Below are 22,997 nucleotides of genomic sequence, written 5' to 3'. Positions count from 1 at the left end.
TCTGATTTAACGGGAAATGCCGCAAGAAAGCGGGGAAAACTATGCTACGAACATCACGCCTTTGCAACAAAGCGCTAATGGATGGGCATTCAGTAATATTTTGACGTAATTAGAATTAAAAAGCCCCGCATAAGCGAGGCTTTATATCTGAGATGGATGCGCAAAAGCGCTTCAAATCAGTGGTGTCGATCAGATAGCTGTTACGTTAACAGCAGCCGGACCTTTCTGGCCGTCCTGAATTTCGAACTCAACGTTCTGGCCTTCAGCCAGAGTTTTGAAGCCGTTACCCTGGATAGCGGAGAAGTGTACGAACACGTCTTTGCTGCCATCAGCCGGAGTAATGAAACCAAAACCTTTAGACTCGTTGAACCACTTAACTTGACCTTTAATCTTTGCCATTTGCAAAATTCCTTAGAGTATTTTCTTCGCCCGCGGGCATAACATAGATAAAACTGAGACATTACTGCTTGAGGCACTAATATAAGGTTCGGCAGAGAAGCGGTATTCAACGTCAACGTGTTTACTCAGGACTTCTTTACTGAAAATGCCACACATAAACAGAACTGTACCTCGTTTAACCCAAAACGTGTTATCACATACAACGTTAATAATGGCAAGCCATTTTTAAACGTGTCTCGATCGGTCGCACAAATCCCGTCGTCCATCAAACAGCAACTGCACAGTTATGCGCCAGGTCGAGTAGAATTATATTCTCGCCTCTCTCCCCTATCCCCGCCTGACTTGCGCCATAGCCGGGATATTTCTACCATAGCTCAATAGCTTCAGTTGTTCCAGGTTATCTGTTACGGGTTCTGCCAGATATCATTTTTTATGCTTAGTAATGCATAAAATGTCACAAGCGTAAAAATGAGATCCGCCTTCTGGTTTTGCACCAAAATAATGAAAGAATGATGACAAGGCACAAAAAAAGTAAGAGAAACGTTTCGCTGTTAATAAAACGATCGTTATCACAAAAATGACATAATCATATTTTTTACGTATGGAAGATTATATTTATATCAGACTGGGGATAAGATATTAATTAGTCGGAGCATCTGAAAATACTGAGAATAGATGACTGTCCGGCCGCCAATTACACGACGGGGACAGAAGAAAATAATCTGACGCGCTGACGACAGGATGAAGCAACTGAGAACAACAACAGCCGTTCCTCATCCTGCCATACCTTTTTTACCGCTCAGCTACCAGGCGGATGATGTCATCGTCTTCATCCTTAATGGGCAGTGCAGTAGGCTCTGCTGCTTTCTCGGGTTCGTTAGCTTCGCAAAGGCGACGTAACAAAGCGTTCTGTCTTTTTTGCTGATCTAACAATGCCTCAAGCAGCTCAATCTGCTCGTTAGTACGCGAACTTGCCCGATTGATAAAAAACCAAAGAACAAGCCCAACAATCAGAACCACCACCGATACCGCTAAAGGCGCAAAACTCAACGCGCCAGAATTCAAAACTTCGTTCATTTTACCACCTCAATGTAGACAGTGTAGTTTACCACTGCCGCACAAGAAGGTAATCAACTGTTGCGAAAATGCGCTTACCAGGGAATAAATTTATTGAAGGCACAAATACCGCTGAAAAATTGTACGTCCTGATCGCACATGATGTTGAACACCTGCGCCCACATCAGTATGCATACCAGTACAACAACAATCAGCACTACCCAGCGAATTTTTTTCACTCCAGCTCCACTCTTCAACTCCACATCTTATGTCTATAAATTATCATGCGTTACCTAAACCCAGCGTTAACTGTATAGGCATTCAATCTTTTTAGGAATGATTGACTTGTTTCATACCGTGTACAGGCTAATCTAATAACTATGAGAAAAGATAAGAGGTTGTAATGCGTCTGATTATCCGCGCTATTGTGTTGTTAGCTCTGGTTTGGATCGGTTTATTATTGAGCGGCTATGGAATTTTGATTGGAAGTAAGGAGAATGCTGCCGGTCTGGGTCTGCAATGCCAATATCTGACTGCCCGTGGAACCAGCACGGCACAGTACGTCCACACCAGTAGCGGTATCATTGGCCTGTCGGATTGTCCCTTGTTAAGGAAAAGCACGGTCATTATCGATAACGGCTAATAATGCAACATTACATTCGATACGTTATTTACGCCAGGTAACGTTATGACTGTTCATAAAAAACCCCAGGTACAAAATACCTGGGGTTTTTAACATTCGCGATTACGTCAGATTAGAACGGATAGTCGTTATAGCCCATTTGTTCTGAAATCTTGCGCGCTGCCGTATGCAGCATTGCCACATATTCGTGTAAACGCTCTTCTGAGAAACGCAGCGTTGGGAATGAAATACTCAACCCCGCAATAACCACGCCGAAACGGTCAAACACCGGTACGCCGATGCAGCGCAGGCCTTCTTCCTGTTCTTCGTTATCTTCGCCGTAACCCTGCTCACGTACTTTATCCAGCAGTAGCAGTAATTCATCAGTATTCGTAATGGTACGATCGGTGCTGCGTTTGTACTCAATGCCATCCAGAATCTGCTTCACTTCATCGCGGTCACGCCATGCCAGCAGAACTTTACCGATAGCCGTACTGTACAGCGGATTACGACGACCAACTCGGGAATACATGCGCAGATTGTACATAGAGTCGATTTTGTGAATGTAGACGATGCTGTCTTCATCCAGCGCACCGAGGTGGACTGTTTCTTTAGTCAGGCGCGAAAGTTCGCGCATCTGAATGTCAGCGCTACGGATAAGATCGACGTTTTGCAACGCGCGCGCGCCCAGCTCGAATAATTTCAGGGTCAGTGAGTATTTCTCAGACTCCCCTTCCTGTGCCACATAACCCAGCGTTTTCATGGTCTGCAAAAAGCGATAAACGGTGCTTTTCGACATCATGACGCGTTGCGACAACTCGGTAATACCAATTTCGCGCTCTTCACCCAGCGCCTGCAGAATGCCAAAAACTTTCAGCACGGAAGATACAGAATCAGGTTGCTTATCCAGATCTGCGATTGCCATTTATCACCCCTTTCGAGTGTTTTATAAAAATCAGAACCGGTTTTTATTATAATTTCACGTACCAACCCTCGCAATCGCTCTTTGCTCACTTAGTTACAAATCTGCGACCTAACACCTGAATATCAATGCTAAAATTATTACTCTCATCATAAATTCCACAAATATCGACTTTCTATGGAAAAAATTCAGGCCGATGGTCTGCCATTGCCCCAGCGATATGGCGCAATTTTAACCATTGTTATTGGCATTTCTATGGCAGTACTCGACGGTGCAATAGCGAACGTGGCCCTGCCAACTATCGCCGCCGATCTTCAGGCCTCACCTGCCAGCTCAATCTGGATTGTAAACGCCTATCAAATCGCGATCGTCGTTTCGCTCCTGTCCCTCTCTTTTTTAGGCGATATGTTCGGTTACCGGCGCATTTATAAGTGTGGCCTGGTCGTGTTCCTGCTTGCATCGCTATTTTGTGCCTTGTCAGATTCGTTGCACATGCTGACGCTGGCTCGCGTCGCCCAGGGTTTTGGCGGTGCGGCGCTAATGAGCGTGAATACGGCATTGATCCGACTTATTTATCCCCAGCGTCAACTCGGGCGAGGGATGGGGATTAACTCTTTTATCGTCGCGGTCTCCTCGGCCGCGGGTCCGACCATTGCCGCAGCAATTCTTTCTATTGCCTCCTGGAAATGGCTGTTTCTGATTAACGTCCCGCTGGGAATAGTCGCCCTGTTGCTGGCGATGCGTTTTTTGCCAGCCAATGCGTCCCGCGGCACTAAACCACGCTTTGACCTGCCCAGTGCGGTAATGAATGCCTTAACGTTTGGCTTGTTAATTACGGCGCTCAGCGGCTTTGCACAAGGACAGTCGCTAAAACTGATTGGTGCCGAGCTTGTGGCGCTTATGGTGGTAGGTTTTTTCTTTATCCGACGCCAGCTCGCGCTGGAGGTGCCGTTACTGCCGGTTGACCTGTTACGCATTCCACTGTTTTCACTCTCGATTTGTACCTCGATATGTTCATTCTGCGCACAAATGCTGGCATTGGTTTCCCTGCCCTTCTTTATGCAAACGGTGCTCGGACGCAGCGAGGTCGAAACAGGCCTGCTGTTGACGCCATGGCCGCTGGCAACCATGGTGATGGCGCCGCTGGCGGGATATCTGATTGAACGCGTTCACGCCGGGCTGCTAGGCGCACTGGGCATGGCGTTGATGGCAAGTGGGTTGTTTTCGCTGGTGCTGCTGCCCGTTTCCCCCTCCGATTTTAATATCATCTGGCCGATGATTCTGTGCGGCGCGGGCTTTGGCTTGTTCCAGTCCCCAAATAATCACACCATCATCACCTCCGCGCCGCGTGAACGCAGCGGTGGGGCGAGCGGTATGCTGGGGACGGCGCGCTTGCTGGGTCAGAGTACCGGGGCCGCGCTGGTCGCGCTGATGCTAAACCAGTTTGGCGACAGTGGAACGCACGTCTCGCTGATAACCGCTGGAATTCTGGCCTCGCTGGCAGCAATTGTGAGTGGTTTACGTATTACGCAACCGCGAGTTCAGGCATAAAAAAAACGGGAACCTCTCGGTTCCCGTTTTCACACAACCCAGTATCTGGATTACATGTTTTCGATGATCGCGTCACCAAACTCTGAACATTTCAGCAGTTTAGCGCCATCCATCAGGCGTTCGAAATCGTAAGTTACGGTTTTCGCGTTAATCGCGCCTTCCATACCTTTAACAATCAGGTCAGCCGCTTCAACCCAACCCATGTGGCGCAGCATCATTTCAGCGGACAGAATAATGGAACCTGGGTTCACTTTATCCTGACCTGCATACTTCGGTGCAGTACCGTGGGTTGCTTCGAACAGCGCACATTCGTCGCCGATGTTCGCGCCCGGCGCGATACCAATACCACCAACCTGTGCGGCCAGCGCATCGGAGATGTAGTCGCCGTTCAGGTTCATACAGGCAATCACATCATATTCAGCCGGACGCAGCAGGATCTGTTGCAGGAACGCATCGGCGATAACATCCTTAACCACGATCTCTTTACCGGTTTTCGGGTTCTTGATTTTCACCCATGGACCGCCGTCGATCAGTTCACCACCGAATTCTTCACGCGCTAACTGGTAACCCCAGTCTTTGAACGCGCCTTCGGTGAATTTCATGATGTTACCTTTGTGTACCAGGGTAACAGAATCACGATCGTTAGCGATGGCGTATTCGATCGCCGCACGAACCAGACGTTTAGTCCCTTCTTCAGAACACGGTTTGATACCAATACCGCAATGCTCCGGGAAGCGGATTTTCTTCACGCCCATCTCTTCGCGCAGGAATTTAATCACTTTCTCGGCATCTGCAGAGTCCGCTTTCCATTCGATACCTGCGTAGATATCTTCGGAGTTTTCACGGAAGATGACCATGTCGGTGAGTTCAGGGTGCTTAACCGGGCTAGGCGTGCCCTGGTAATAACGCACCGGGCGCAGGCAGACATACAGGTCAAGTTCCTGACGCAGGGCAACGTTCAGAGAGCGAATACCGCCGCCAACTGGGGTGGTCAGTGGGCCTTTGATGGCAACACGATATTCACGAATCAGATCAAGGGTTTCAGCAGGCAGCCAGACGTCCTGGCCATAAACCTGAGTGGATTTCTCGCCGGTGTAGATTTCCATCCAGGAGATTTTACGCTCGCCTTTATAGGCTTTCTCGACAGCAGCATCGACAACTTTGATCATCGGTGGGGTTACATCAACGCCGATACCGTCGCCTTCAATGAACGGGATAATCGGATTTTCAGGAACGTTGAGTTTGCCGTTTTGCAGGGTGATCTTCTTACCTTCCGCCGGAACAACTACTTTGCTTTCCATTCACCTCTCCTTCGAGCGCTTCTGGTTCTGCTCGTCTGTCATCGCGCTGCATGTGCGTTTGCGTCCTGCTGCACGAATGCGTTAGAGCAATTTTTTGTTAATGTTTTGTAATGAGCATGTCAATACTACCCTAATGTTCGTCGCCATGAAAGACACTCGTTCTTAGGCTATAATGCGGCAATTGATATAATCTGAAAATACCATGCAAAAAACTTCTTTTAGAAATCACCGGGTTGAGCGATTCAGCTCACGACAAGTCACCAGGCAGCGTAAAGAAAACCAGCCAAAACGCGTGGTTTTGTTCAATAAACCCTACGATGTTTTGCCACAATTTACTGACGAGGCGGGCAGAAGCACGTTAAAAGATTTTATTCCCGTGCCGGGAATCTATGCTGCGGGCCGACTCGACCGGGACAGCGAAGGACTTTTGGTGCTGACCAATGACGGCGCGCTGCAGGCGCGGTTAACGCAACCTGGCAAGCGCACGGGGAAAATCTATTACGTCCAGGTCGAAGGCGAGCCGACAGCAGAAGCGCTGGATGCGCTGCGTACCGGGGTGACGCTCAATGATGGTCCCACGCTGCCCGCAGGTATTGAAATAGTAGAGGAACCCACCTGGCTGTGGCCGAGAAACCCGCCTATTCGGGAACGGAAAAATATCCCCACCAGTTGGCTGAAAGTTACTTTATATGAAGGCCGTAACCGCCAGGTTCGTCGTATGACAGCGCATGTTGGATTCCCGACGCTGCGCCTCATCCGCTATGCCATGGGAGATTACACGCTGGAAAATCTCGCCAACGGTCAATGGCGGGATGCAACTAACTGAATAAGGAACAGGTATGTTCAAACCGCACGTCACGGTCGCCTGCATTGTGCATGCAGAAGATAAGTTCTTAGTCGTTGAGGAAACAATCAATGGCAAAGCCCTGTGGAATCAACCTGCAGGACATCTGGAAGCGGATGAAACCCTGGTGCAAGCCGCCGCTCGCGAACTGTGGGAAGAGACGGGCATCAAAGCGCAGCCGCAACACTTCATCCGGATGCATCAATGGATTGCGCCGGACAAAACGCCCTTTTTACGTTTTCTGTTTTCTATCGAGCTTGCCAATATGTGCGCTACTGAACCTCATGACAGCGATATAGATTGCTGTCGCTGGGTCAGCGCAGAAGAGGTTCTCTCAGCGCCAAATCTGCGTTCGCCGTTGGTTGCGGAGAGTATTCGTTGCTATCAGAGCGGACAGCGCTACCCGCTGGCGATGATCGGCGAATTTAACTGGCCGTTTACAGAGGGTGTCAAGTAAGGGGCTGCGTGCTAGAATATGCCGCCTTGAAGTTCAATGTCGTGAGTATTCCTATGTCTGAAAGCCCAAAAAAAGTGATCGTCGGCATGTCCGGCGGTGTCGATTCCTCCGTTTCTGCCTGGCTGTTGCAACAACAGGGTTATCAGGTAGAAGGCCTGTTCATGAAGAACTGGGAAGAGGACGATGGCGAGGAATATTGCACAGCGGCCGCCGATCTTGCAGATGCGCAGGCTGTCTGTGACAAACTCGGCATTGAACTGCATACCGTCAACTTTGCCGCAGAATACTGGGACAACGTCTTTGAACTGTTCCTTGAAGAGTACAAAGCGGGCCGTACGCCAAACCCCGATATTCTGTGCAATAAAGAAATCAAGTTTAAAGCCTTCCTCGAGTTTGCCGCCGAAGATTTAGGTGCCGATTATATCGCCACCGGTCACTATGTGCGCCGCGCCGACGTCGACGGCAAAAGCCGCCTGCTGCGTGGACTTGATGGCAATAAAGACCAGAGCTATTTCCTCTACACGCTCGGTCATGAACAAATCGCGCAGAGCCTGTTCCCGGTAGGCGAACTGGAAAAACCGCAGGTGCGTAAAATTGCCGAAGATCTCGGTCTGATTACGGCCAAGAAAAAAGACTCAACCGGTATCTGCTTCATCGGCGAACGTAAGTTCCGCGAGTTTCTCGGTCGTTACCTGCCGGCTCAGCCTGGCAAAATCATCACCGTTGATGGCGAAGAGATTGGCCAGCATCAGGGGCTGATGTACCACACGCTGGGTCAGCGTAAAGGTCTGGGAATTGGCGGGACGAAAGAAGGCACGGAAGATCCGTGGTACGTGGTGGATAAAGACGTCGAGAACAACATTCTGGTTGTTGCTCAGGGTCATGAACACCCGCGTCTGATGTCCGTTGGCCTGGTGGCGCAACAGCTGCACTGGGTCGATCGCGAACCGTTCACCGGCACAATGCGCTGCACGGTGAAAACCCGCTATCGTCAGACCGACATTCCGTGCACCGTTAAGGCGCTGGATGCTGAGCGTATTGAAGTCATTTTCGACGAGCCAGTCTCGGCGGTAACGCCGGGTCAGTCGGCTGTCTTTTACAATGGCGAAGTGTGCCTCGGCGGCGGCATTATCGAACAACGATTGCCTCTGCCGGTATAATTACTTACACATCTAATACAAGGAAGCAGTGAACGTGGCAAAGAATTATTATGACATCACCCTCGCTCTGGCAGGCATTTGTCAGTCGGCACGCCTGGTGCAGGAACTGGCGCACCAGGGGCATTGTGATGCCGATGCATTGCACGTTTCACTGAACAGTGTCATCGACATGAATCCCAGCTCTACGCTGGGCGTGTTTGGCGGTAGCGAGGCCAACCTGCGTTTAGGTCTGGAAACGATGCTCGGCGTGCTCAACGCCAGCAGTCGTCAGGGGCTGAACGCGGAACTCACCCGCTACACGTTAAGCCTGATGGTGCTGGAGCGTAAGCTGTCAGCCGCTAAAGGCGCTATGGACACGCTGGGAGACCGCATCAACGGCTTGCAGCGCCAACTGGACCATTTTGATTTGCAGTCAGAAACGTTGATGAGTGCGATGGCAGGCATTTATGTTGACGTCATCAGCCCACTCGGCCCACGTATTCAGGTTACGGGCTCCCCGGCCATCCTTCAGAGCCCACAGGTTCAGGCTAAAGTACGCGCTTCCCTGCTGGCTGGCATTCGCGCTGCCGTGCTCTGGCATCAGGTTGGTGGAGGCCGTCTGCAACTCATGTTTTCTCGTAATCGCCTGACGACTCAGGCTAAACAAATTCTTGCTCATTTAACCCCGGAGTTGTGATCTATGGAATTATCCTCACTGACCGCCGTTTCCCCTGTCGATGGACGCTACGGCGATAAAGTCAGCGCGCTGCGCGGGATTTTCAGCGAATACGGTTTGCTGAAATTCCGTGTACAAGTTGAAGTACGCTGGCTGCAAAAACTGGCCGCGCACGCAGCGATCAAGGAAGTTCCTGCTTTTGCTGCCGACGCAATCGGTTTCCTTGATGCGATTGTCGCTAACTTCAATGAAGAAGATGCTGCGCGTATCAAAACCATTGAGCGTACGACCAACCATGACGTGAAGGCAGTTGAGTATTTCCTGAAAGAGAAAGTGGCGGATATCCCGGAACTGCACGCTGTTTCCGAGTTCATCCACTTCGCGTGTACCTCAGAAGACATCAACAACCTGTCTCACGCGCTGATGCTGAAAACCGCCCGTGACGAAGTGGTTCTGCCGTACTGGCGCAAGCTTATCGACGCGGTGAAAGATCTTTCCGTACAGTATCGCGATATTCCTCTGCTCTCCCGTACCCACGGTCAGCCAGCCACCCCGTCTACGCTGGGCAAAGAAATGGCAAACGTGGCTTACCGTATGGAGCGTCAGTACCGCCAGCTCAATCAGGTCGAAATTCTCGGCAAAATCAACGGTGCAGTCGGTAACTATAACGCCCACATCGCCGCTTATCCGGAAGTGGACTGGCATCAGTTCAGCGAAGAATTTGTCACCTCGCTGGGCATCCAGTGGAATCCGTACACCACGCAGATTGAGCCGCACGACTACATTGCCGAGCTGTTTGATTGCATCGCCCGTTTCAACACTATCCTGATCGACTTCGACCGCGATGTCTGGGGTTACGTGGCGCTGAACCATTTCAAACAGAAAACCATCGCGGGTGAAATTGGTTCCTCCACCATGCCGCACAAGGTGAACCCAATCGATTTCGAAAACTCCGAGGGTAACCTGGGCCTGTCTAACGCGGTTCTGCAGCATCTGGCGAGCAAACTGCCGGTTTCCCGCTGGCAGCGCGATCTGACAGACTCTACCGTTCTGCGTAACCTTGGCGTGGGGATTGGCTATGCGCTGATCGCTTATCAGTCCACGCTGAAAGGTGTGAGCAAACTGGAAGTGAACCGCGATCATCTGCTGGATGAACTGGATCATAACTGGGAAGTGCTGGCAGAGCCGATCCAGACCGTGATGCGTCGCTATGGCATTGAAAAACCATACGAGAAGCTGAAGGAACTGACCCGCGGCAAACGCGTTGACGCCGAAGGTATGAAGCAGTTTATCGACGGTCTGGCGCTGCCTGAAGACGAGAAAACGCGCCTGAAAGCAATGACGCCGGCCAATTACATTGGTCGCGCCGTCACCATGGTTGATGAACTGAAGTAATCTGTTTTACGCCTGTCCGGCCTGCATCATATCGTAGGCCTGCCAGGCGTAGCGCCATCAGGGATTATTGGATCTTATGGCATTTCCGGCGGTGTAATGCCAAAGTGGTTCCACGCCCGCACCGTTGCCATACGTCCGCGCGGAGTTCGCTGCAGAAAACCTTGCTGAATCAGATACGGCTCCAGCACGTCCTCAATGGTTTCACGCTCTTCCCCAATCGCCGCAGCCAGGTTATCCAGTCCTACCGGTCCACCGAAGAACTTATCGATAACCGCCAGCAGCAGCTTACGGTCCATATAATCGAATCCTTCCGCATCCACATTGAGCATATCCAGTGCCTGAGCGGCAATATCTGCTGAAATTGTGCCGTCATGCTTCACTTCGGAGAAGTCGCGTACCCGGCGTAATAAACGGTTGGCGATACGCGGCGTACCACGGGCGCGGCGTGCCACTTCCAATGCGCCTTCATCGCTCATTTCCAGTCCCATAAAGCGGGCACTGCGTCCAACAATGTGCTGCAGGTCTGCCACCTGATAGAATTCCAGGCGCTGTACAATACCGAAGCGGTCACGCAGCGGAGACGTTAACGAACCGGCGCGCGTCGTCGCCCCGATCAGGGTAAACGGCGGCAGATCGATCTTAATCGAACGTGCGGCTGGTCCTTCGCCAATCATGATATCCAGCTGATAATCTTCCATCGCCGGATACAGCACCTCTTCCACCACCGGTGACAGGCGATGGATTTCATCGATAAACAGCACATCGTGCGGTTCAAGGTTGGTGAGCATTGCCGCCAGATCGCCCGCTTTTTCCAGTACCGGACCGGAAGTGGTGCGCAGATTAACGCCCATTTCATTGGCAACAATATTGGCAAGTGTGGTTTTACCGAGACCTGGAGGACCGAAAATCAGCAGGTGATCGAGGGCTTCACCGCGCAGCTTAGCCGCCTGGATAAAAATCTCCATTTGCGAACGCACCTGAGGCTGGCCAATATACTCTTCCAGCAATTTGGGGCGGATCGCGCGATCCACCAGATCTTCAGGGGTCGTGCTGACAGCCGAAATCAGGCGATCTGCTTCAATCATCCTTTACCTCACAATGCCGCGCGAAGCGCTTCACGAATCAGGGTTTCACTGCTGGCATCAGGGCGAGCAATTTTGCTCACCATGCGGCTGGCTTCCTGTGGTTTATAGCCTAACGCCACCAGCGCAGCAACCGCTTCCTGCTCGGCGTCATCCGTTGCAGGACTGGCTGGAGAGGTCAGGACCAGGTCCGCCGCCGGCGTGAAGAGATCGCCATGCAGGCCTTTAAAGCGGTCTTTCATTTCCACAATCAAACGCTCTGCGGTTTTCTTACCTATGCCCGGTAATTTCACCAGCGCGCCAAGCTCTTCGCGCTCAACGGCATTAACGAACTGCTGTGCAGACATACCGGAGAGGATCGCCAGCGCCAGCTTCGGCCCGACGCCATTGGTTTTGATTAACTCTTTAAACAGCGTGCGTTCTTGTTTGTTGTTAAAACCATATAGCAGTTGAGCGTCTTCACGCACCACAAAATGGGTGAAGATAATCGCTTCCTGCCCGGCTTCCGGCAACTCGTAGAAACAGGTCATCGGCATATGGACTTCATAGCCTACTCCGCCGGTTTCCAGAAGGACCAGCGGGGGTTGTTTTTCAAGAATGATGCCTCTGAGTCTGCCTATCACGTGACGCTCCTGCGTTAAGGGCTAAAAGGTAATGCGCTATCATAAAAAAAGGCTGGATAGATATCCAGCCTCATTTGTCACTAACGTAACCGACCTCGCGCCAGATTCAGCCGCGACTCGCTCATTTGCATGGCGTTCTGGCTGACGTGGCAATGGGTAATAGCAATCGCCAGCGCATCCGCGGCATCCGCCTGCGGATTTGCCGGGAGTTTTAGCAGCGTGCGTACCATATGCTGAACTTGGCTTTTTTCCGCGCTGCCGATACCTACCACGGTCTGTTTTACCTGGCGGGCCGCGTATTCAAAGACCGGAAGATCCTGATTGGTAGCCGCAACGATCGCCACGCCGCGCGCCTGCCCCAGCTTTAGCGCCGAGTCGGCATTCTTCGCCATAAAGACCTGCTCAATGGCAAAATAGTCGGGCTGGAACTGGGTGATGATTTCCGTCACGCCTGCATAAATCAACTTCAGACGTGATGGAAGATCGTCGACTTTGGTGCGAATGCAGCCGCTACCGAGGTAGGTCAGCTGTCTGCCGACCTGACGGATTACGCCATAACCGGTGATGCGCGACCCCGGGTCAATGCCGAGAATGATAGACATCACGCATCTCCTGTTAGTTTATGGCTTAACCACATCATTCGAGCGTTGCAGCAACCTCATCGGAGATTTCGCCGTTGTGGTAAACTTCCTGCACGTCGTCGCAGTCTTCCAGCATATCGATCAGACGCATCAGCTTCGGTGCCGTTTCTGCATCCATATCCGCTTTGGTGGAGGGGATCATAGACACTTCAGCCGCGTCCGCTTTCAGACCAGCCGCTTCCAGCGCATCACGCACTTTGCCCATCTCTTCCCACGCGGTGTAAACGTCAATCGCGCCGTCGTCGAAGGTCACAACGTCTTCAGCGCCCGCTTCCAGTGCCGCTTCCATAATGGCGTCTTCGTCGCCTTGTTCAAAAGAGATCACGCCTTTTTTGCTGAACAGGTAAGCTACGGAACCGTCGGTACCGAGGTTGCCGCCCGTTTTAGTGAATGCGTGACGCACTTCCGCAACGGTACGGTTACGGTTGTCAGACAGACACTCAATCATAACGGCTGTTCCGCCAGGACCGTAACCTTCATAGATGATGGTTTCCATGTTCGCATCATCGTCGCCACCAACACCACGCGCGATTGCACGGTTCAGGGTGTCACGGGTCATGTTGTTTGCCAGCGCTTTATCAACCGCGGCGCGCAGACGTGGGTTAGCATCCGGATCGCCGCCGCCCAGTTTGGCTGCCGTCACCAGCTCACGAATGATTTTGGTGAAAATTTTACCGCGTTTAGCATCCTGCGCTGCTTTACGATGTCTGGTGTTGGCCCATTTACTATGACCTGCCATAAATAATCTCTCCAAAAAGCGCGCCTTTTCAGGCGACGTTAATTACAAACTCTTCAATCGCCTGCCGGTTACTCCACGACTTGGTTAACTGCGCGGCTTCGTGCGCATTAACCCAACGGTAGGTCAGATGTTCGGTGAACACGATCTCTCGTTCAGAGGGAAGTGCCAGGCAAAACCAGGATTCAGTATTACGCTCAATTCCCGGCGCATAGCGATGACGTAAATGGCTAAAAATCTCAAATTCCACCGTGCGCTGACAGTCAATTAAGGTCAGTTGCTCAGTCGCAACATCAATGGCGACCTCTTCCTTTACTTCGCGCATCGCGGCTTGCGACGCGGTTTCACCCTCTTCAAGGCTGCCGGTGACCGACTGCCAGAAATCAGGATCGTCGCGTCGCTGTAACATCAGCACTCTCCCGGTGTCCTTTGCATAAATCACGACTAACACCGAGACAGGCTGTTTGTATCTCATATCAGTTATTCTCGGCCTTCTTAACAACCTGAATGCTCAGTTCCGCCAGCGCTGCTTCGTTGGCAAAGCTTGGCGCTTCAGTCATCAGACATGCTGCAGCGGTGGTTTTCGGGAAGGCAATAACGTCACGAATGTTGTCAGTACCGGTCAGCAGCATCGTCAGACGATCCAGACCAAACGCCAGGCCCGCATGCGGCGGTGTACCGTATTTTAGCGCATCCAGCAGGAAGCCGAACTTCTCGCGCTGTTCTTGCTCGTTGATGCCCAGAATGCCGAATACAGTCTGCTGCATATCACCGTTGTGAATACGCACGGAACCACCGCCCACTTCATAGCCGTTGATGACCATATCGTAAGCGTTGGCAACAGCGTCTTCCGGCGCAGCTTTCAGCTCAGCGGCAGTCATGTCTTTTGGCGCGGTGAACGGGTGGTGCATCGCGGTCAGACCGCCTTCACCATCGTCTTCAAACATCGGGAAGTCGATAACCCACAGCGGCGCCCATTTGGCTTCGTCGGTAATGTTCAGGTCTTTGCCCAGTTTCAGACGCAGCGCGCCCATCGCGTCGGCAACCACTTTCTTGTTGTCGGCACCGAAGAAAATCATGTCGCCGTCTTGCGCACCAGTACGCTCCAGAATCGCGTCTACGATTTCTGCGTTCAGGAACTTAGCAACCGGGCTGGTGATGCCTTCCAGGCCTTTCGCACGCTCGGTGACTTTGATGTAAGCCAGACCTTTCGCGCCGTAAATCTTAATAAAGTTACCGTAATCGTCGATCTGCTTACGGCTTAAGCTCGCACCGCCCGGTACACGCAGGGCAGCCACACGGCCTTTCGCGTCGTTCGCCGGACCAGAGAACACAGCAAACTCAACGCCTTTCACCAGATCGGCAACGTCAACCAGTTCCATCGGGTTACGCAGGTCTGGTTTATCAGAACCGTAACGACGCTCGGCTTCGGCAAAGGTCATGATCGGGAAATCACCCAGATCCACACCTTTAACTTCCAGCCACAGGTTACGCACCAGCGCTTCCATCACTTCACGCACCTGCGGCGCGGTCATGAAGGAAGTCTCAACGTCGATCTGAGTAAATTCAGGCTGACGGTCAGCACGTAAGTCTTCATCACGGAAGCATTTTACGATCTGATAGTAGCGGTCAAAACCGGACATCATCAGCAGCTGTTTAAACAGCTGAGGAGACTGCGGCAGCGCGTAGAACTTACCTTTATGAACACGAGAAGGAACCAGGTAATCGCGCGCGCCTTCTGGCGTAGCTTTGGTCAGCATCGGAGTTTCGATGTCGAGGAAGCCGTGATCGTCCATAAAACGACGCACCAGGCTGGTAATTTTTGCACGCGTTTTCAGGCGCTGCGCCATTTCAGGGCGACGCAGATCCAGGTAGCGATACTTCAGTCGCGCTTCTTCGGTGTTTACATGGTTAGAGTCCAGCGGCAGCGAGTCTGAACGGTTGATGATGGTCAGATCGGAGGCCAGCACTTCAATTTCGCCAGTCGCCATATCGGCGTTGACGTTTTTCGCGTCACGCGCACGCACGGTGCCCGTAACCTGGATACAGAACTCATTACGCAGTTCGGAGGCCAGCTTTAACGCATCCGCACGGTCCGGATCGAAAAATACCTGCACGATACCTTCGCGGTCGCGCATATCGATAAAGATCAGGCTACCAAGATCACGACGACGGTTGACCCAACCACACAGAGTCACCTGCTGCCCCTCGTGGGACAGACGTAGCTGTCCGCAATATTCTGTACGCATGAGATATCCCTTAACTTTGCCGCAGGCGGATTGTCACCTGTCTCGCAGGTGACGAAGTCGCAGCTTTAGCTGAATGTCACAACTGAATGAAAAAAGGCGGCTATTATACTGGAAATTCTGCCGCACGATAAGTCCGGTACTGACTGTACGCCTGTTTCCTGGACGGGCATTGCGTAATCTCACAAAAAATAACAAAAATTGTCGTCCCTTTCACACTGAATCGCGATTAAGGTGTAACGGAATTCTTTTTTTACTGGAGTGATCATGCTGGAACTGAACGCAAAAACAACCGCTCTTGTTGTTATTGATCTACAGGAAGGTATCCTGCCTTTCGCTGGCGGCCCATACTCGGCAAACGACGTGGTTGCCCGCGCCGCGCAGTTGGCGGAAAAATTCCGTGCCCACGGTTCCCCGGTGGTAATGGTGCGCGTCGGCTGGTCTGACGATTATGCCGAAGCGCTGAAACAGCCAGTTGATGCTCACGCTCCGGCCAAAGCGTTACCCGAAAACTGGTGGAATTACCCGAGCGCTCTGGGTAAATGCGCCAGCGACCTCGAAGTGACCAAACGCCAGTGGGGAGCTTTCTACGGCACCGATCTGGAATTACAACTGCGTCGTCGGGGCATCGAGACCATCGTCCTGTGCGGAATCTCCACAAATATTGGCGTGGAGTCAACGGCGCGAAATGCGTGGGAGCTGGGTTTTAATCTGATCGTTGCAGAAAACGCCTGTAGTGCCGCCAGCGCTGAGCAACATCAGGGCAGCATGACGCATATTTTCCCGCGTATCGCACGCGTACGCAGCGTGGACGAGATCCTGCAAGCGCTATGATTTATATCGGTTTACCCCAGTGGGCGCATCCCAAATGGGTGCGTCTGGGGATCACCAGCCTTGAAGAGTATGCCCGCCACTTTAACTGTGTGGAGGGCAATACCACGCTGTACGCGCTGCCAAAAGCCGACATTGTGGCCCGCTGGCATGCGCAGACTACCGATGCGTTTCGATTTTGTTTTAAGTTTCCGGCCACCATTTCGCATCAGGCCGCGCTGCGTAATTGCGATGACCTGGTACAAGAGTTTTTCACGCGCATGTCGCCACTTGAATCACGCATTGGGCAATACTGGCTGCAATTACCCGCAACTTTTGGCCCGCACGACCTGCCAGCCTTGTGGCAGTTTCTCGATGCGCTCCCCAAATCCTTTACCTACGGTGTGGAAGTTCGCCATCCGGACTTCTTTGCCAAAGGCGAAACAGAGCAACGATTCAATCGAGGCCTACATGAGCGCAGGGTAAATCGGGTGATTCTGGACAGTCGACCGGTACATGCCGCAATACCACATACTGAAGCGATACGTGACGCCCAGCGCAAGAAGCCAAAGGTTCCGGTGCATGCAGTGGTGACGGCAAACCATCCGATGGTACGCTTTATCGGCAGCGATAATATGGCACAAAACAGCGCGCTTTTTGCCGTCTGGCTGACCAAGCTGTCGCAATGGCAACAAACCACAACGCCGTATCTGTTTTTACATACCCCGGATATCGCGCAGGCCCCGGAGCTTGTCGATACGCTATGGGCAAATTTACGCAGCGCCCTGCCAGAGATCGGATCAGCTCCGTCTATTCCACAGCAATCTTCTCTTTTCTGAAAATGCCACCTATCATAGTCAATGCCATCAGCCATTTTAAAAGGGAGTTTGTATGGTAAGCGCGCTTTATGCCGTATTGGGTGCGTTATTGTTAATTAAGTTCTCCTTTGACGTCGTTCGCCTGCGCATGCAATACCGCGTTGCATATGGTGACGGAGGTTTTAGCGAACTACAAAGCGCTATCCGCATTCACGGTAATGCGGTGGAATATATTCCCGTCGCATTGGTGCTGCTGTTATTTATGGAAATGAACGGCGCAGAAACGTGGATGGTGCATATTTGCGGGCTGATTTTGATTGCCGGACGATTGATGCATTATTACGGATTCCATCACCGGCTTTTCCGCTGGCGCCGTTCAGGCATGAGCGCGACCTGGTGTTCGCTGTTGCTAATGGTGCTGGCGAATCTTTGGTATATGCCCTGGGAGTTGGTTTTCTCCCTGCATTAGCGCACAATACGCCACTTTATTTTTCCCGGATTTTTACGTTATGTCTCACCGCGACACGCTTTTTTCTGCGCCTATCGCCAGTCTGGGTGACTGGACCTTTGATGAACGGGTAGCTGAAGTCTTCCCGGATATGATCCAACGATCCGTTCCTGGCTATTCCAATATCATTTCTATGATTGGGATGTTGGCCGAACGTTTCGTACAGCCCAACACACAGGTCTACGATCTGGGCTGTTCTCTGGGCGCGGCGACGCTCTCGGTGCGTCGCAATATTCATCACGAGAATTGCAAAATTATTGCCGTTGATAACTCCCCGGCCATGGTTGAGCGCTGCCGCCGTCATATTGACGCCTATAAAGCGCCGACACCGGTTGACGTTGTCGAAGGCGATATTCGCAACATTACTATCGAAAACGCCTCGATGGTGGTGCTGAATTTTACCCTGCAATTCCTTGAGCCACCTGAGCGCCAGGCATTGTTGGATAAGATTTATCAGGGGCTGAACCCCGGCGGCGCGCTGGTACTGTCTGAAAAATTCAGTTTCGAAGACGCTAACGTTGGCGAACTGCTGTTCAACATGCACCACGATTTCAAACGGGCAAATGGCTATAGCGAGCTGGAAATCAGTCAAAAGCGCAGCATGCTGGAGAACGTGATGCTGACCGACTCGGTCGAAACGCACAAAGCGAGACTGCATCAGGCGGGCTTTGAACACAGCGAATTGTGGTTCCAGTGCTTTAACTTTGGTTCTCTGGTGGCACTGAAAGCTGAGGTTAGCGCATGATCGACTTTGGTAACTTTTATCAACTGATTGCCAAAAATCACCTTTCTCATTGGCTGGAAACGCTCCCGGCGCAAATCGCGACCTGGCAGCGCGATCAGCACGGCTTGTTTAAGCAGTGGTCAAATGCGGTCGAGTTTCTGCCCGAGCTGACGCCGCATCGCCTGGACTTACTGCATAGCGTTACCGCCGAAAGCGATGAGCCGCTCAGCGACGGTCAGCTCAAACGTATCGACACCCTGATGCGTAACCTGATGCCATGGCGTAAAGGGCCGTACTCGTTGTACGGCGTCAATATAGATACCGAGTGGCGCTCGGACTGGAAATGGGATCGCGTTCTGCCACACTTGTCTGACCTCACCGGGCGCACCATTCTTGATGTCGGCTGCGGGAGTGGATATCACATGTGGCGCATGATTGGCGCGGGGGCGCATCTGGCAGTTGGTATCGATCCTACCCAACTGTTTCTGTGCCAGTTTGAGGCAGTACGTAAACTGCTGGGCAATGACCAGCGCGCTCACCTGCTGCCGCTGGGTATTGAGCAGCTTCCGGCGCTCAACGCCTTTGATACCGTATTCTCCATGGGAGTGCTTTATCACCGCCGTTCACCGCTGGAACACCTGTGGCAGTTGAAGGATCAGTTGGTGAAAGATGGCGAACTGGTACTGGAAACGCTGGTCGTCGAAGGTGATGAAAATACCGTACTGGTGCCGGGCGATCGCTACGCGCAGATGCGTAACGTTTACTTTATTCCTTCTGCGCTGGCGTTAAAAAACTGGCTGGAAAAATGTGGGTTTGTTGATGTGCGCATTGCTGATGTCTGCGTCACCACCACCGAAGAGCAGCGCCGCACCGAGTGGATGATAACCGAATCCCTGGCCGACTTCCTCGACCCGAACGATCACAGCAAAACGGTGGAAGGCTACCCGGCCCCATTACGCGCGGTATTGATTGCACGTAAGCCGTAATCATTTTTGCCCGATAGCACTCTTTCTGCAAAATAGTTCAACTTGCAGCAAGGCAGACAGCTCCGTTGCGGCTTGAAATATGCAGGATAAAAAAAGGCCCCTGTTGAAATTGCAGGGGCCTGGTACGAGCAAGCATCATATTGGGCGACATGATGCAACGGTAAAAATCAGCTGGCCTGGTGGTGTGCAATGATTGCTTTCATTTCCGCAACCGCCGCCCCGTCTACTGCATAGCGTGAATACTCATCCGCCTGTGCATCCGAAGACATCGACAACCCCGAATTGCGATAACGCATGGGGGAAGCCAGCCATACTCCGGCAGAACTGTGGACTTCCTGCACTCCAGCATCAAGGAACAGGGACAAATTCGAGGCGCGAACCCCCGCTCCGGCCATAATGATTGGAGCATCCCCCTGCGCAATAAGTTCCATAATTTTTGTTAAACCTTGCGCCGCATCTGATTTTTGCCCGGAAGTCAGCACTCTGGCGATGCCCAAATCAGCTAATTTTTTTAGCGCATTGAGTGGGTTAGCGCACATGTCAAAGGCCCGATGAAAAGTGACGTGCAGCGGTCCCGCCGCGATCATTATTTTCTCCATGCGCGGCATATCGACATCACCCTCTGCATCTAAAATGCCGGTTACCAACCCTGAGAACCCCAGATCTCTTACCATTGCAATATCATCCAGCATTGCAGCGAATTCACCGTCGGTGTAACAAAAGTCGCCCCCGCGTGGGCGAATAATGGGATTGACCGGAATCGAGATATGCTGGCGAACCGAACGCAAGACGCCCAGGGACGGCGTTAAGCCCCCCTCTTTGGGCACCGAGCAAAGCTCAATGCGATCCGCGCCGTTTTGCTGCGCCGTGCGCGCGCACTCCATGCTGTAACAGCAGATTTCCAGTAATGCCATACTCACTCCTGACGTTCGCTTGCCACAATGGCTTCAATCGACCACGGATGGAATTTTATCGTCACACTGCCATCGCTGACCGCCAGCGTTGGATTCGGTAAACGCTCGCGCTCGCCTTTTGGCGAACTGGTTTTTACAAATATACCCGGCTGGCTCAGCCCGTGATCTGAAAGCAGCGCCAGCGCTCGTGCATTCAGCGTCTCCACCTCACCCGGCAGAACAATTTCAACATGCTCCCAGCCTTCATGCGGATAACGCTTTTCGCCCGGCCACGGCAGTTCTACGATAGAAAATTGCCAGTGTTGCACACAAACTGGCTCATCGAGCTTGAACAAGCAAATCGGTCGGCCATTGATGATATTTTCTGACAACAATTCGCCGCACTGTTCAAACCCACGACGCCAGCGCTCTGCGGTGGTATTTTGATGACAACGCAGAGAAATGTGATCGGCTTCAAGCGATGAGACATCCAGCCCAAGGCGAGTGGAAAGATCCGTTAACGCCTGAATGAAATGCGGTAAATCTGCGGAAATATCATGCAGTTCTGCAACTGTTTGCCAGTTCGCCATAATGAAAGCTCATATCCATATTCAAAGCCGCTAATTTACCCTGTTGCGCAGCCCCAACCAACTGCTGATTTTCTTAAGCGCAATATGAATAATTATACGTAATGACAATGTTTATATTTCAGGGTGCTGGAGATACTCGCAATGCTGACGGCAACGGGCATTTGCAGTATACTCCCGCCCTTAATTCTTAAACTGGTGCGGTGCATTTTAAGCCGCTTCATAAATGTAAGGTATTCCGGTGAATATTCAGGCTCTTCTCTCAGAAAAAGTCAGTCAGGCCATGATTGCTGCAGGCGCGCCTGCAGATTGCGAACCGCAGGTTCGTCAGTCAGCAAAAGTACAGTTCGGCGACTATCAGGCTAACGGCATGATGGCTGTCGCTAAAAAACTGGGTATGGCGCCGCGACAACTGGCTGAGCAGGTGCTGACTCATTTGGATCTCAACGGGATCGCCAGCAAAGTTGAAATTGCAGGCCCGGGCTTTATCAATATTTTTCTCGATCCGGCATTTCTGGCGCAGCACGTTCAGCAGGCGCTGGCTTCCGATCGTCTGGGCGTCACCCAACCGGCTAAACAAACCGTTGTGGTTGATTACTCCGCACCTAACGTAGCGAAAGAGATGCACGTTGGTCACCTGCGTTCCACCATCATCGGTGACGCTGCGGTGCGTACGCTGGAGTTCCTCGGTCACAATGTTATCCGCGCCAACCACGTCGGCGACTGGGGTACTCAGTTCGGTATGCTCATCGCATGGCTGGAAAAACAGCAGCAGGAAAATGCTGGCGAGATGGCGCTGGCTGACCTTGAAGGTTTCTACCGTGATGCGAAAAAACATTACGACGAAGATGAAGCCTTCGCGGAACGTGCCCGGAGTTATGTCGTGAAGCTGCAAGGCGGCGACGAGTACTTCCGTGAGATGTGGCGCAAACTGGTCGACATCACCATGTCGCAAAACCAGTTAACCTACGATCGCCTGAACGTCACCCTGACCCGTGACAACGTCATGGGTGAAAGCCTGTACAACCCGATGCTGCCTGGCATCGTGGCCGATCTCAAAGCTAAAGGCCTGGCTGTTGAAAGCGAAGGCGCTACCGTCGTATTCCTTGATGAGTATAAGAACAAGGAAGGTGAACCGATGGGCGTAATCATTCAAAAGAAAGATGGCGGCTATCTCTACACCACGACCGATATCGCCTGCGCCAAGTACCGTTATGAAACGCTGCATGCCGACCGCGTACTTTATTACATCGACTCCCGTCAGCATCAGCACTTAATGCAGGCCTGGACCATCGTGCGTAAAGCCGGTTATGTGCCGGATTCTGTGCCGCTGGAACACCACATGTTCGGTATGATGCTGGGTAAAGACGGCAAGCCGTTCAAAACCCGTGCGGGTGGCACGGTTAAACTGGCCGACCTGCTGGATGAAGCGCTGGAACGCGCACGCCGTCTGGTAGCGGAGAAGAACCCGGACATGCCTGCCGACGAGCTGGAAAAACTGGCAAATGCGGTCGGTATCGGCGCGGTGAAATATGCCGATCTGTCCAAAAACCGTACCACAGACTACATCTTCGACTGGGACAATATGCTGGCGTTCGAAGGGAACACTGCGCCGTATATGCAGTACGCCTACACCCGCGTACTGTCCGTGTTCCGTAAAGCGGATATCGACGAAAGCGCGCTGGCAAATGCGCAGGTGATTATCAGTGAAGATCGCGAGGCTCAGCTGGCTGCGCGTCTGCTGCAGTTTGAAGAAACGTTGACCGTTGTTGCACGTGAAGGTACGCCGCACGTGATGTGTGCTTACCTGTACGACGTTGCCGGTCTGTTCTCCGGCTTCTACGAGCACTGCCCAATCCTTAGCGCTGAAAACGAAGAGATTCGTAACAGCCGCCTGAAACTGGCACAGTTGACGGCGAAAACCCTGAAGCTGGGTCTGGATACGCTGGGTATCGAAACCGTAGAACGTATGTAAATCAGC

At 52.1% G+C, this 22,997-nt stretch carries 27 protein-coding genes; 13 read left to right on the top strand and 14 right to left on the bottom strand.

Annotated elements, in window-relative coordinates:
* Positions 1 to 189: 189 nt before the first annotated feature.
* From cspE to mgrB, 4 genes are all read right to left on the bottom strand, one after another.
* On the bottom strand, positions 190 to 399 hold the full coding sequence (gene cspE, locus OGV93_RS17280) for a transcription antiterminator/RNA stability regulator CspE (RefSeq protein ID WP_001062678.1): 210 nt from the start codon (positions 397 to 399) through the stop codon (positions 190 to 192).
* 12 nt (positions 400 to 411) lie between these two features.
* Positions 412 to 555: a DUF2627 domain-containing protein gene (locus OGV93_RS17275; protein WP_006684179.1), complete on the bottom strand. Its 144-nt coding sequence runs from the start codon at positions 553 to 555 to the stop codon at positions 412 to 414.
* A 636-nt stretch (positions 556 to 1,191) separates the two neighbouring features.
* Positions 1,192 to 1,476: a YebO family protein gene (locus OGV93_RS17270; RefSeq protein WP_047358298.1), complete on the bottom strand. Its 285-nt coding sequence runs from the start codon at positions 1,474 to 1,476 to the stop codon at positions 1,192 to 1,194.
* Between the two features lie 74 nt (positions 1,477 to 1,550).
* Complete coding sequence (mgrB, locus tag OGV93_RS17265) at positions 1,551 to 1,694, bottom strand: PhoP/PhoQ regulatory lipoprotein MgrB (protein ID WP_016153402.1); 144 nt, start codon at positions 1,692 to 1,694, stop codon at positions 1,551 to 1,553.
* A 164-nt stretch (positions 1,695 to 1,858) separates the two neighbouring features.
* Between mgrB and OGV93_RS17260 the strand changes: the two genes are divergently transcribed.
* Entirely contained in the window at positions 1,859 to 2,098 is a 240-nt protein-coding gene (locus OGV93_RS17260; RefSeq protein WP_016153403.1) for a YobH family protein, read from the top strand.
* Positions 2,099 to 2,210: 112 nt separating this feature from the next.
* Here the strand turns inward: OGV93_RS17260 and kdgR are convergent, their stop codons facing one another.
* Positions 2,211 to 3,002, bottom strand: a complete 792-nt coding sequence (gene kdgR / locus OGV93_RS17255) for a DNA-binding transcriptional regulator KdgR (RefSeq protein WP_016156798.1) — start codon at positions 3,000 to 3,002, stop codon at positions 2,211 to 2,213.
* Positions 3,003 to 3,176: 174 nt separating this feature from the next.
* Between kdgR and OGV93_RS17250 the strand changes: the two genes are divergently transcribed.
* Positions 3,177 to 4,550, top strand: a complete 1,374-nt coding sequence (locus tag OGV93_RS17250; RefSeq protein ID WP_137367351.1) for an MFS transporter — start codon at positions 3,177 to 3,179, stop codon at positions 4,548 to 4,550.
* Between the two features lie 50 nt (positions 4,551 to 4,600).
* Here OGV93_RS17250 and icd read toward each other — a convergent pair whose 3' ends face one another.
* Positions 4,601 to 5,851, bottom strand: a complete 1,251-nt coding sequence (gene icd, locus OGV93_RS17245; protein ID WP_003030769.1) for an NADP-dependent isocitrate dehydrogenase — start codon at positions 5,849 to 5,851, stop codon at positions 4,601 to 4,603.
* Between the two features lie 202 nt (positions 5,852 to 6,053).
* Here icd and rluE point away from each other — a divergent pair, with 202 nt between their 5' ends.
* From rluE to purB, 5 genes are read left to right on the top strand one after another with little or no spacing between them, the layout of a single operon-like run.
* On the top strand, positions 6,054 to 6,677 hold the full coding sequence (gene rluE, locus OGV93_RS17240; protein WP_016156800.1) for a 23S rRNA pseudouridine(2457) synthase RluE: 624 nt from the start codon (positions 6,054 to 6,056) through the stop codon (positions 6,675 to 6,677).
* Between the two features lie 13 nt (positions 6,678 to 6,690).
* Entirely contained in the window at positions 6,691 to 7,152 is a 462-nt protein-coding gene (locus OGV93_RS17235) for an NUDIX hydrolase (RefSeq protein ID WP_016153407.1), read from the top strand.
* A gap of 53 nt (positions 7,153 to 7,205) precedes the next feature.
* Complete coding sequence (gene mnmA, locus OGV93_RS17230; protein WP_104651392.1) at positions 7,206 to 8,312, top strand: tRNA 2-thiouridine(34) synthase MnmA; 1,107 nt, start codon at positions 7,206 to 7,208, stop codon at positions 8,310 to 8,312.
* 34 nt (positions 8,313 to 8,346) lie between these two features.
* Complete coding sequence (gene hflD, locus OGV93_RS17225; protein ID WP_016153409.1) at positions 8,347 to 8,988, top strand: high frequency lysogenization protein HflD; 642 nt, start codon at positions 8,347 to 8,349, stop codon at positions 8,986 to 8,988.
* Positions 8,989 to 8,991: 3 nt separating this feature from the next.
* A complete protein-coding gene (purB, locus tag OGV93_RS17220) occupies positions 8,992 to 10,362 on the top strand; it encodes an adenylosuccinate lyase (RefSeq protein ID WP_016153410.1) in 1,371 nt (456 codons plus the stop codon).
* A 74-nt stretch (positions 10,363 to 10,436) separates the two neighbouring features.
* Here the strand turns inward: purB and ruvB are convergent, their stop codons facing one another.
* The 6 genes from ruvB to aspS form a co-directional block, all read right to left on the bottom strand.
* Entirely contained in the window at positions 10,437 to 11,447 is a 1,011-nt protein-coding gene (ruvB, locus tag OGV93_RS17215) for a Holliday junction branch migration DNA helicase RuvB (RefSeq protein WP_016153411.1), read from the bottom strand.
* An 8-nt stretch (positions 11,448 to 11,455) separates the two neighbouring features.
* Positions 11,456 to 12,067 carry a Holliday junction branch migration protein RuvA gene (gene ruvA / locus OGV93_RS17210; protein WP_016153412.1) on the bottom strand — a complete coding sequence of 204 codons (612 nt, stop codon included), beginning with the start codon at positions 12,065 to 12,067 and terminating at the stop codon, positions 11,456 to 11,458.
* Positions 12,068 to 12,147: 80 nt separating this feature from the next.
* Entirely contained in the window at positions 12,148 to 12,669 is a 522-nt protein-coding gene (gene ruvC / locus OGV93_RS17205; RefSeq protein WP_003034867.1) for a crossover junction endodeoxyribonuclease RuvC, read from the bottom strand.
* Positions 12,670 to 12,703: 34 nt separating this feature from the next.
* Positions 12,704 to 13,447 (bottom strand): YebC/PmpR family DNA-binding transcriptional regulator, encoded by a 744-nt coding sequence (locus tag OGV93_RS17200; RefSeq protein ID WP_016153413.1) that lies wholly within the window; start codon positions 13,445 to 13,447, stop codon positions 12,704 to 12,706.
* A 28-nt stretch (positions 13,448 to 13,475) separates the two neighbouring features.
* Entirely contained in the window at positions 13,476 to 13,919 is a 444-nt protein-coding gene (gene nudB, locus OGV93_RS17195; RefSeq protein ID WP_016153414.1) for a dihydroneopterin triphosphate diphosphatase, read from the bottom strand.
* 1 nt (position 13,920) lies between these two features.
* The gene (gene aspS / locus OGV93_RS17190; RefSeq protein WP_016153415.1) at positions 13,921 to 15,693 is read right to left on the bottom strand and encodes an aspartate--tRNA ligase; all 1,773 of its coding nucleotides are present in this window, start codon (positions 15,691 to 15,693) and stop codon (positions 13,921 to 13,923) included.
* Positions 15,694 to 15,957: 264 nt separating this feature from the next.
* Here aspS and OGV93_RS17185 point away from each other — a divergent pair, with 264 nt between their 5' ends.
* From OGV93_RS17185 to cmoB, 5 genes are read left to right on the top strand one after another with little or no spacing between them, the layout of a single operon-like run.
* Positions 15,958 to 16,524: a hydrolase gene (locus OGV93_RS17185; protein ID WP_016156803.1), complete on the top strand. Its 567-nt coding sequence runs from the start codon at positions 15,958 to 15,960 to the stop codon at positions 16,522 to 16,524.
* Positions 16,521 to 17,339, top strand: a complete 819-nt coding sequence (locus tag OGV93_RS17180; protein ID WP_016156804.1) for a DUF72 domain-containing protein — start codon at positions 16,521 to 16,523, stop codon at positions 17,337 to 17,339. The genes OGV93_RS17185 and OGV93_RS17180 overlap by 4 nt, the downstream gene beginning before the upstream one ends.
* A 52-nt stretch (positions 17,340 to 17,391) precedes the next feature.
* A complete protein-coding gene (locus OGV93_RS17175; protein ID WP_016153418.1) occupies positions 17,392 to 17,787 on the top strand; it encodes an MAPEG family protein in 396 nt (131 codons plus the stop codon).
* 40 nt (positions 17,788 to 17,827) lie between these two features.
* Complete coding sequence (cmoA, locus tag OGV93_RS17170; RefSeq protein ID WP_016153419.1) at positions 17,828 to 18,571, top strand: carboxy-S-adenosyl-L-methionine synthase CmoA; 744 nt, start codon at positions 17,828 to 17,830, stop codon at positions 18,569 to 18,571.
* Entirely contained in the window at positions 18,568 to 19,536 is a 969-nt protein-coding gene (gene cmoB, locus OGV93_RS17165; protein WP_016153420.1) for a tRNA 5-methoxyuridine(34)/uridine 5-oxyacetic acid(34) synthase CmoB, read from the top strand. Before cmoA ends, cmoB begins: the two co-directional genes overlap by 4 nt.
* 167 nt (positions 19,537 to 19,703) lie before the next feature.
* Here the strand turns inward: cmoB and cutC are convergent, their stop codons facing one another.
* Together cutC and OGV93_RS17155 are read right to left on the bottom strand one after the other, a co-directional pair.
* Positions 19,704 to 20,450, bottom strand: a complete 747-nt coding sequence (cutC, locus tag OGV93_RS17160; protein ID WP_287109865.1) for a copper homeostasis protein CutC — start codon at positions 20,448 to 20,450, stop codon at positions 19,704 to 19,706.
* Between the two features lie 2 nt (positions 20,451 to 20,452).
* The gene (locus OGV93_RS17155; protein WP_049040531.1) at positions 20,453 to 21,019 is read right to left on the bottom strand and encodes a VOC family protein; all 567 of its coding nucleotides are present in this window, start codon (positions 21,017 to 21,019) and stop codon (positions 20,453 to 20,455) included.
* A gap of 238 nt (positions 21,020 to 21,257) precedes the next feature.
* On the opposite strand from OGV93_RS17155, the gene argS reads away from it, so the two are divergent.
* Entirely contained in the window at positions 21,258 to 22,991 is a 1,734-nt protein-coding gene (gene argS / locus OGV93_RS17150; RefSeq protein ID WP_220222218.1) for an arginine--tRNA ligase, read from the top strand.
* The last annotated feature ends 6 nt before the right edge of the window (positions 22,992 to 22,997 follow it).

Source organism: Citrobacter sp. Cb031, from assembly GCF_030336725.1.
In the GTDB taxonomy this organism is placed as follows: domain Bacteria; phylum Pseudomonadota; class Gammaproteobacteria; order Enterobacterales; family Enterobacteriaceae; genus Citrobacter; species Citrobacter braakii.
Note: the sequence above shows the minus strand (reverse complement) of the source record. Positions and strands in the feature narration are given on the sequence as shown.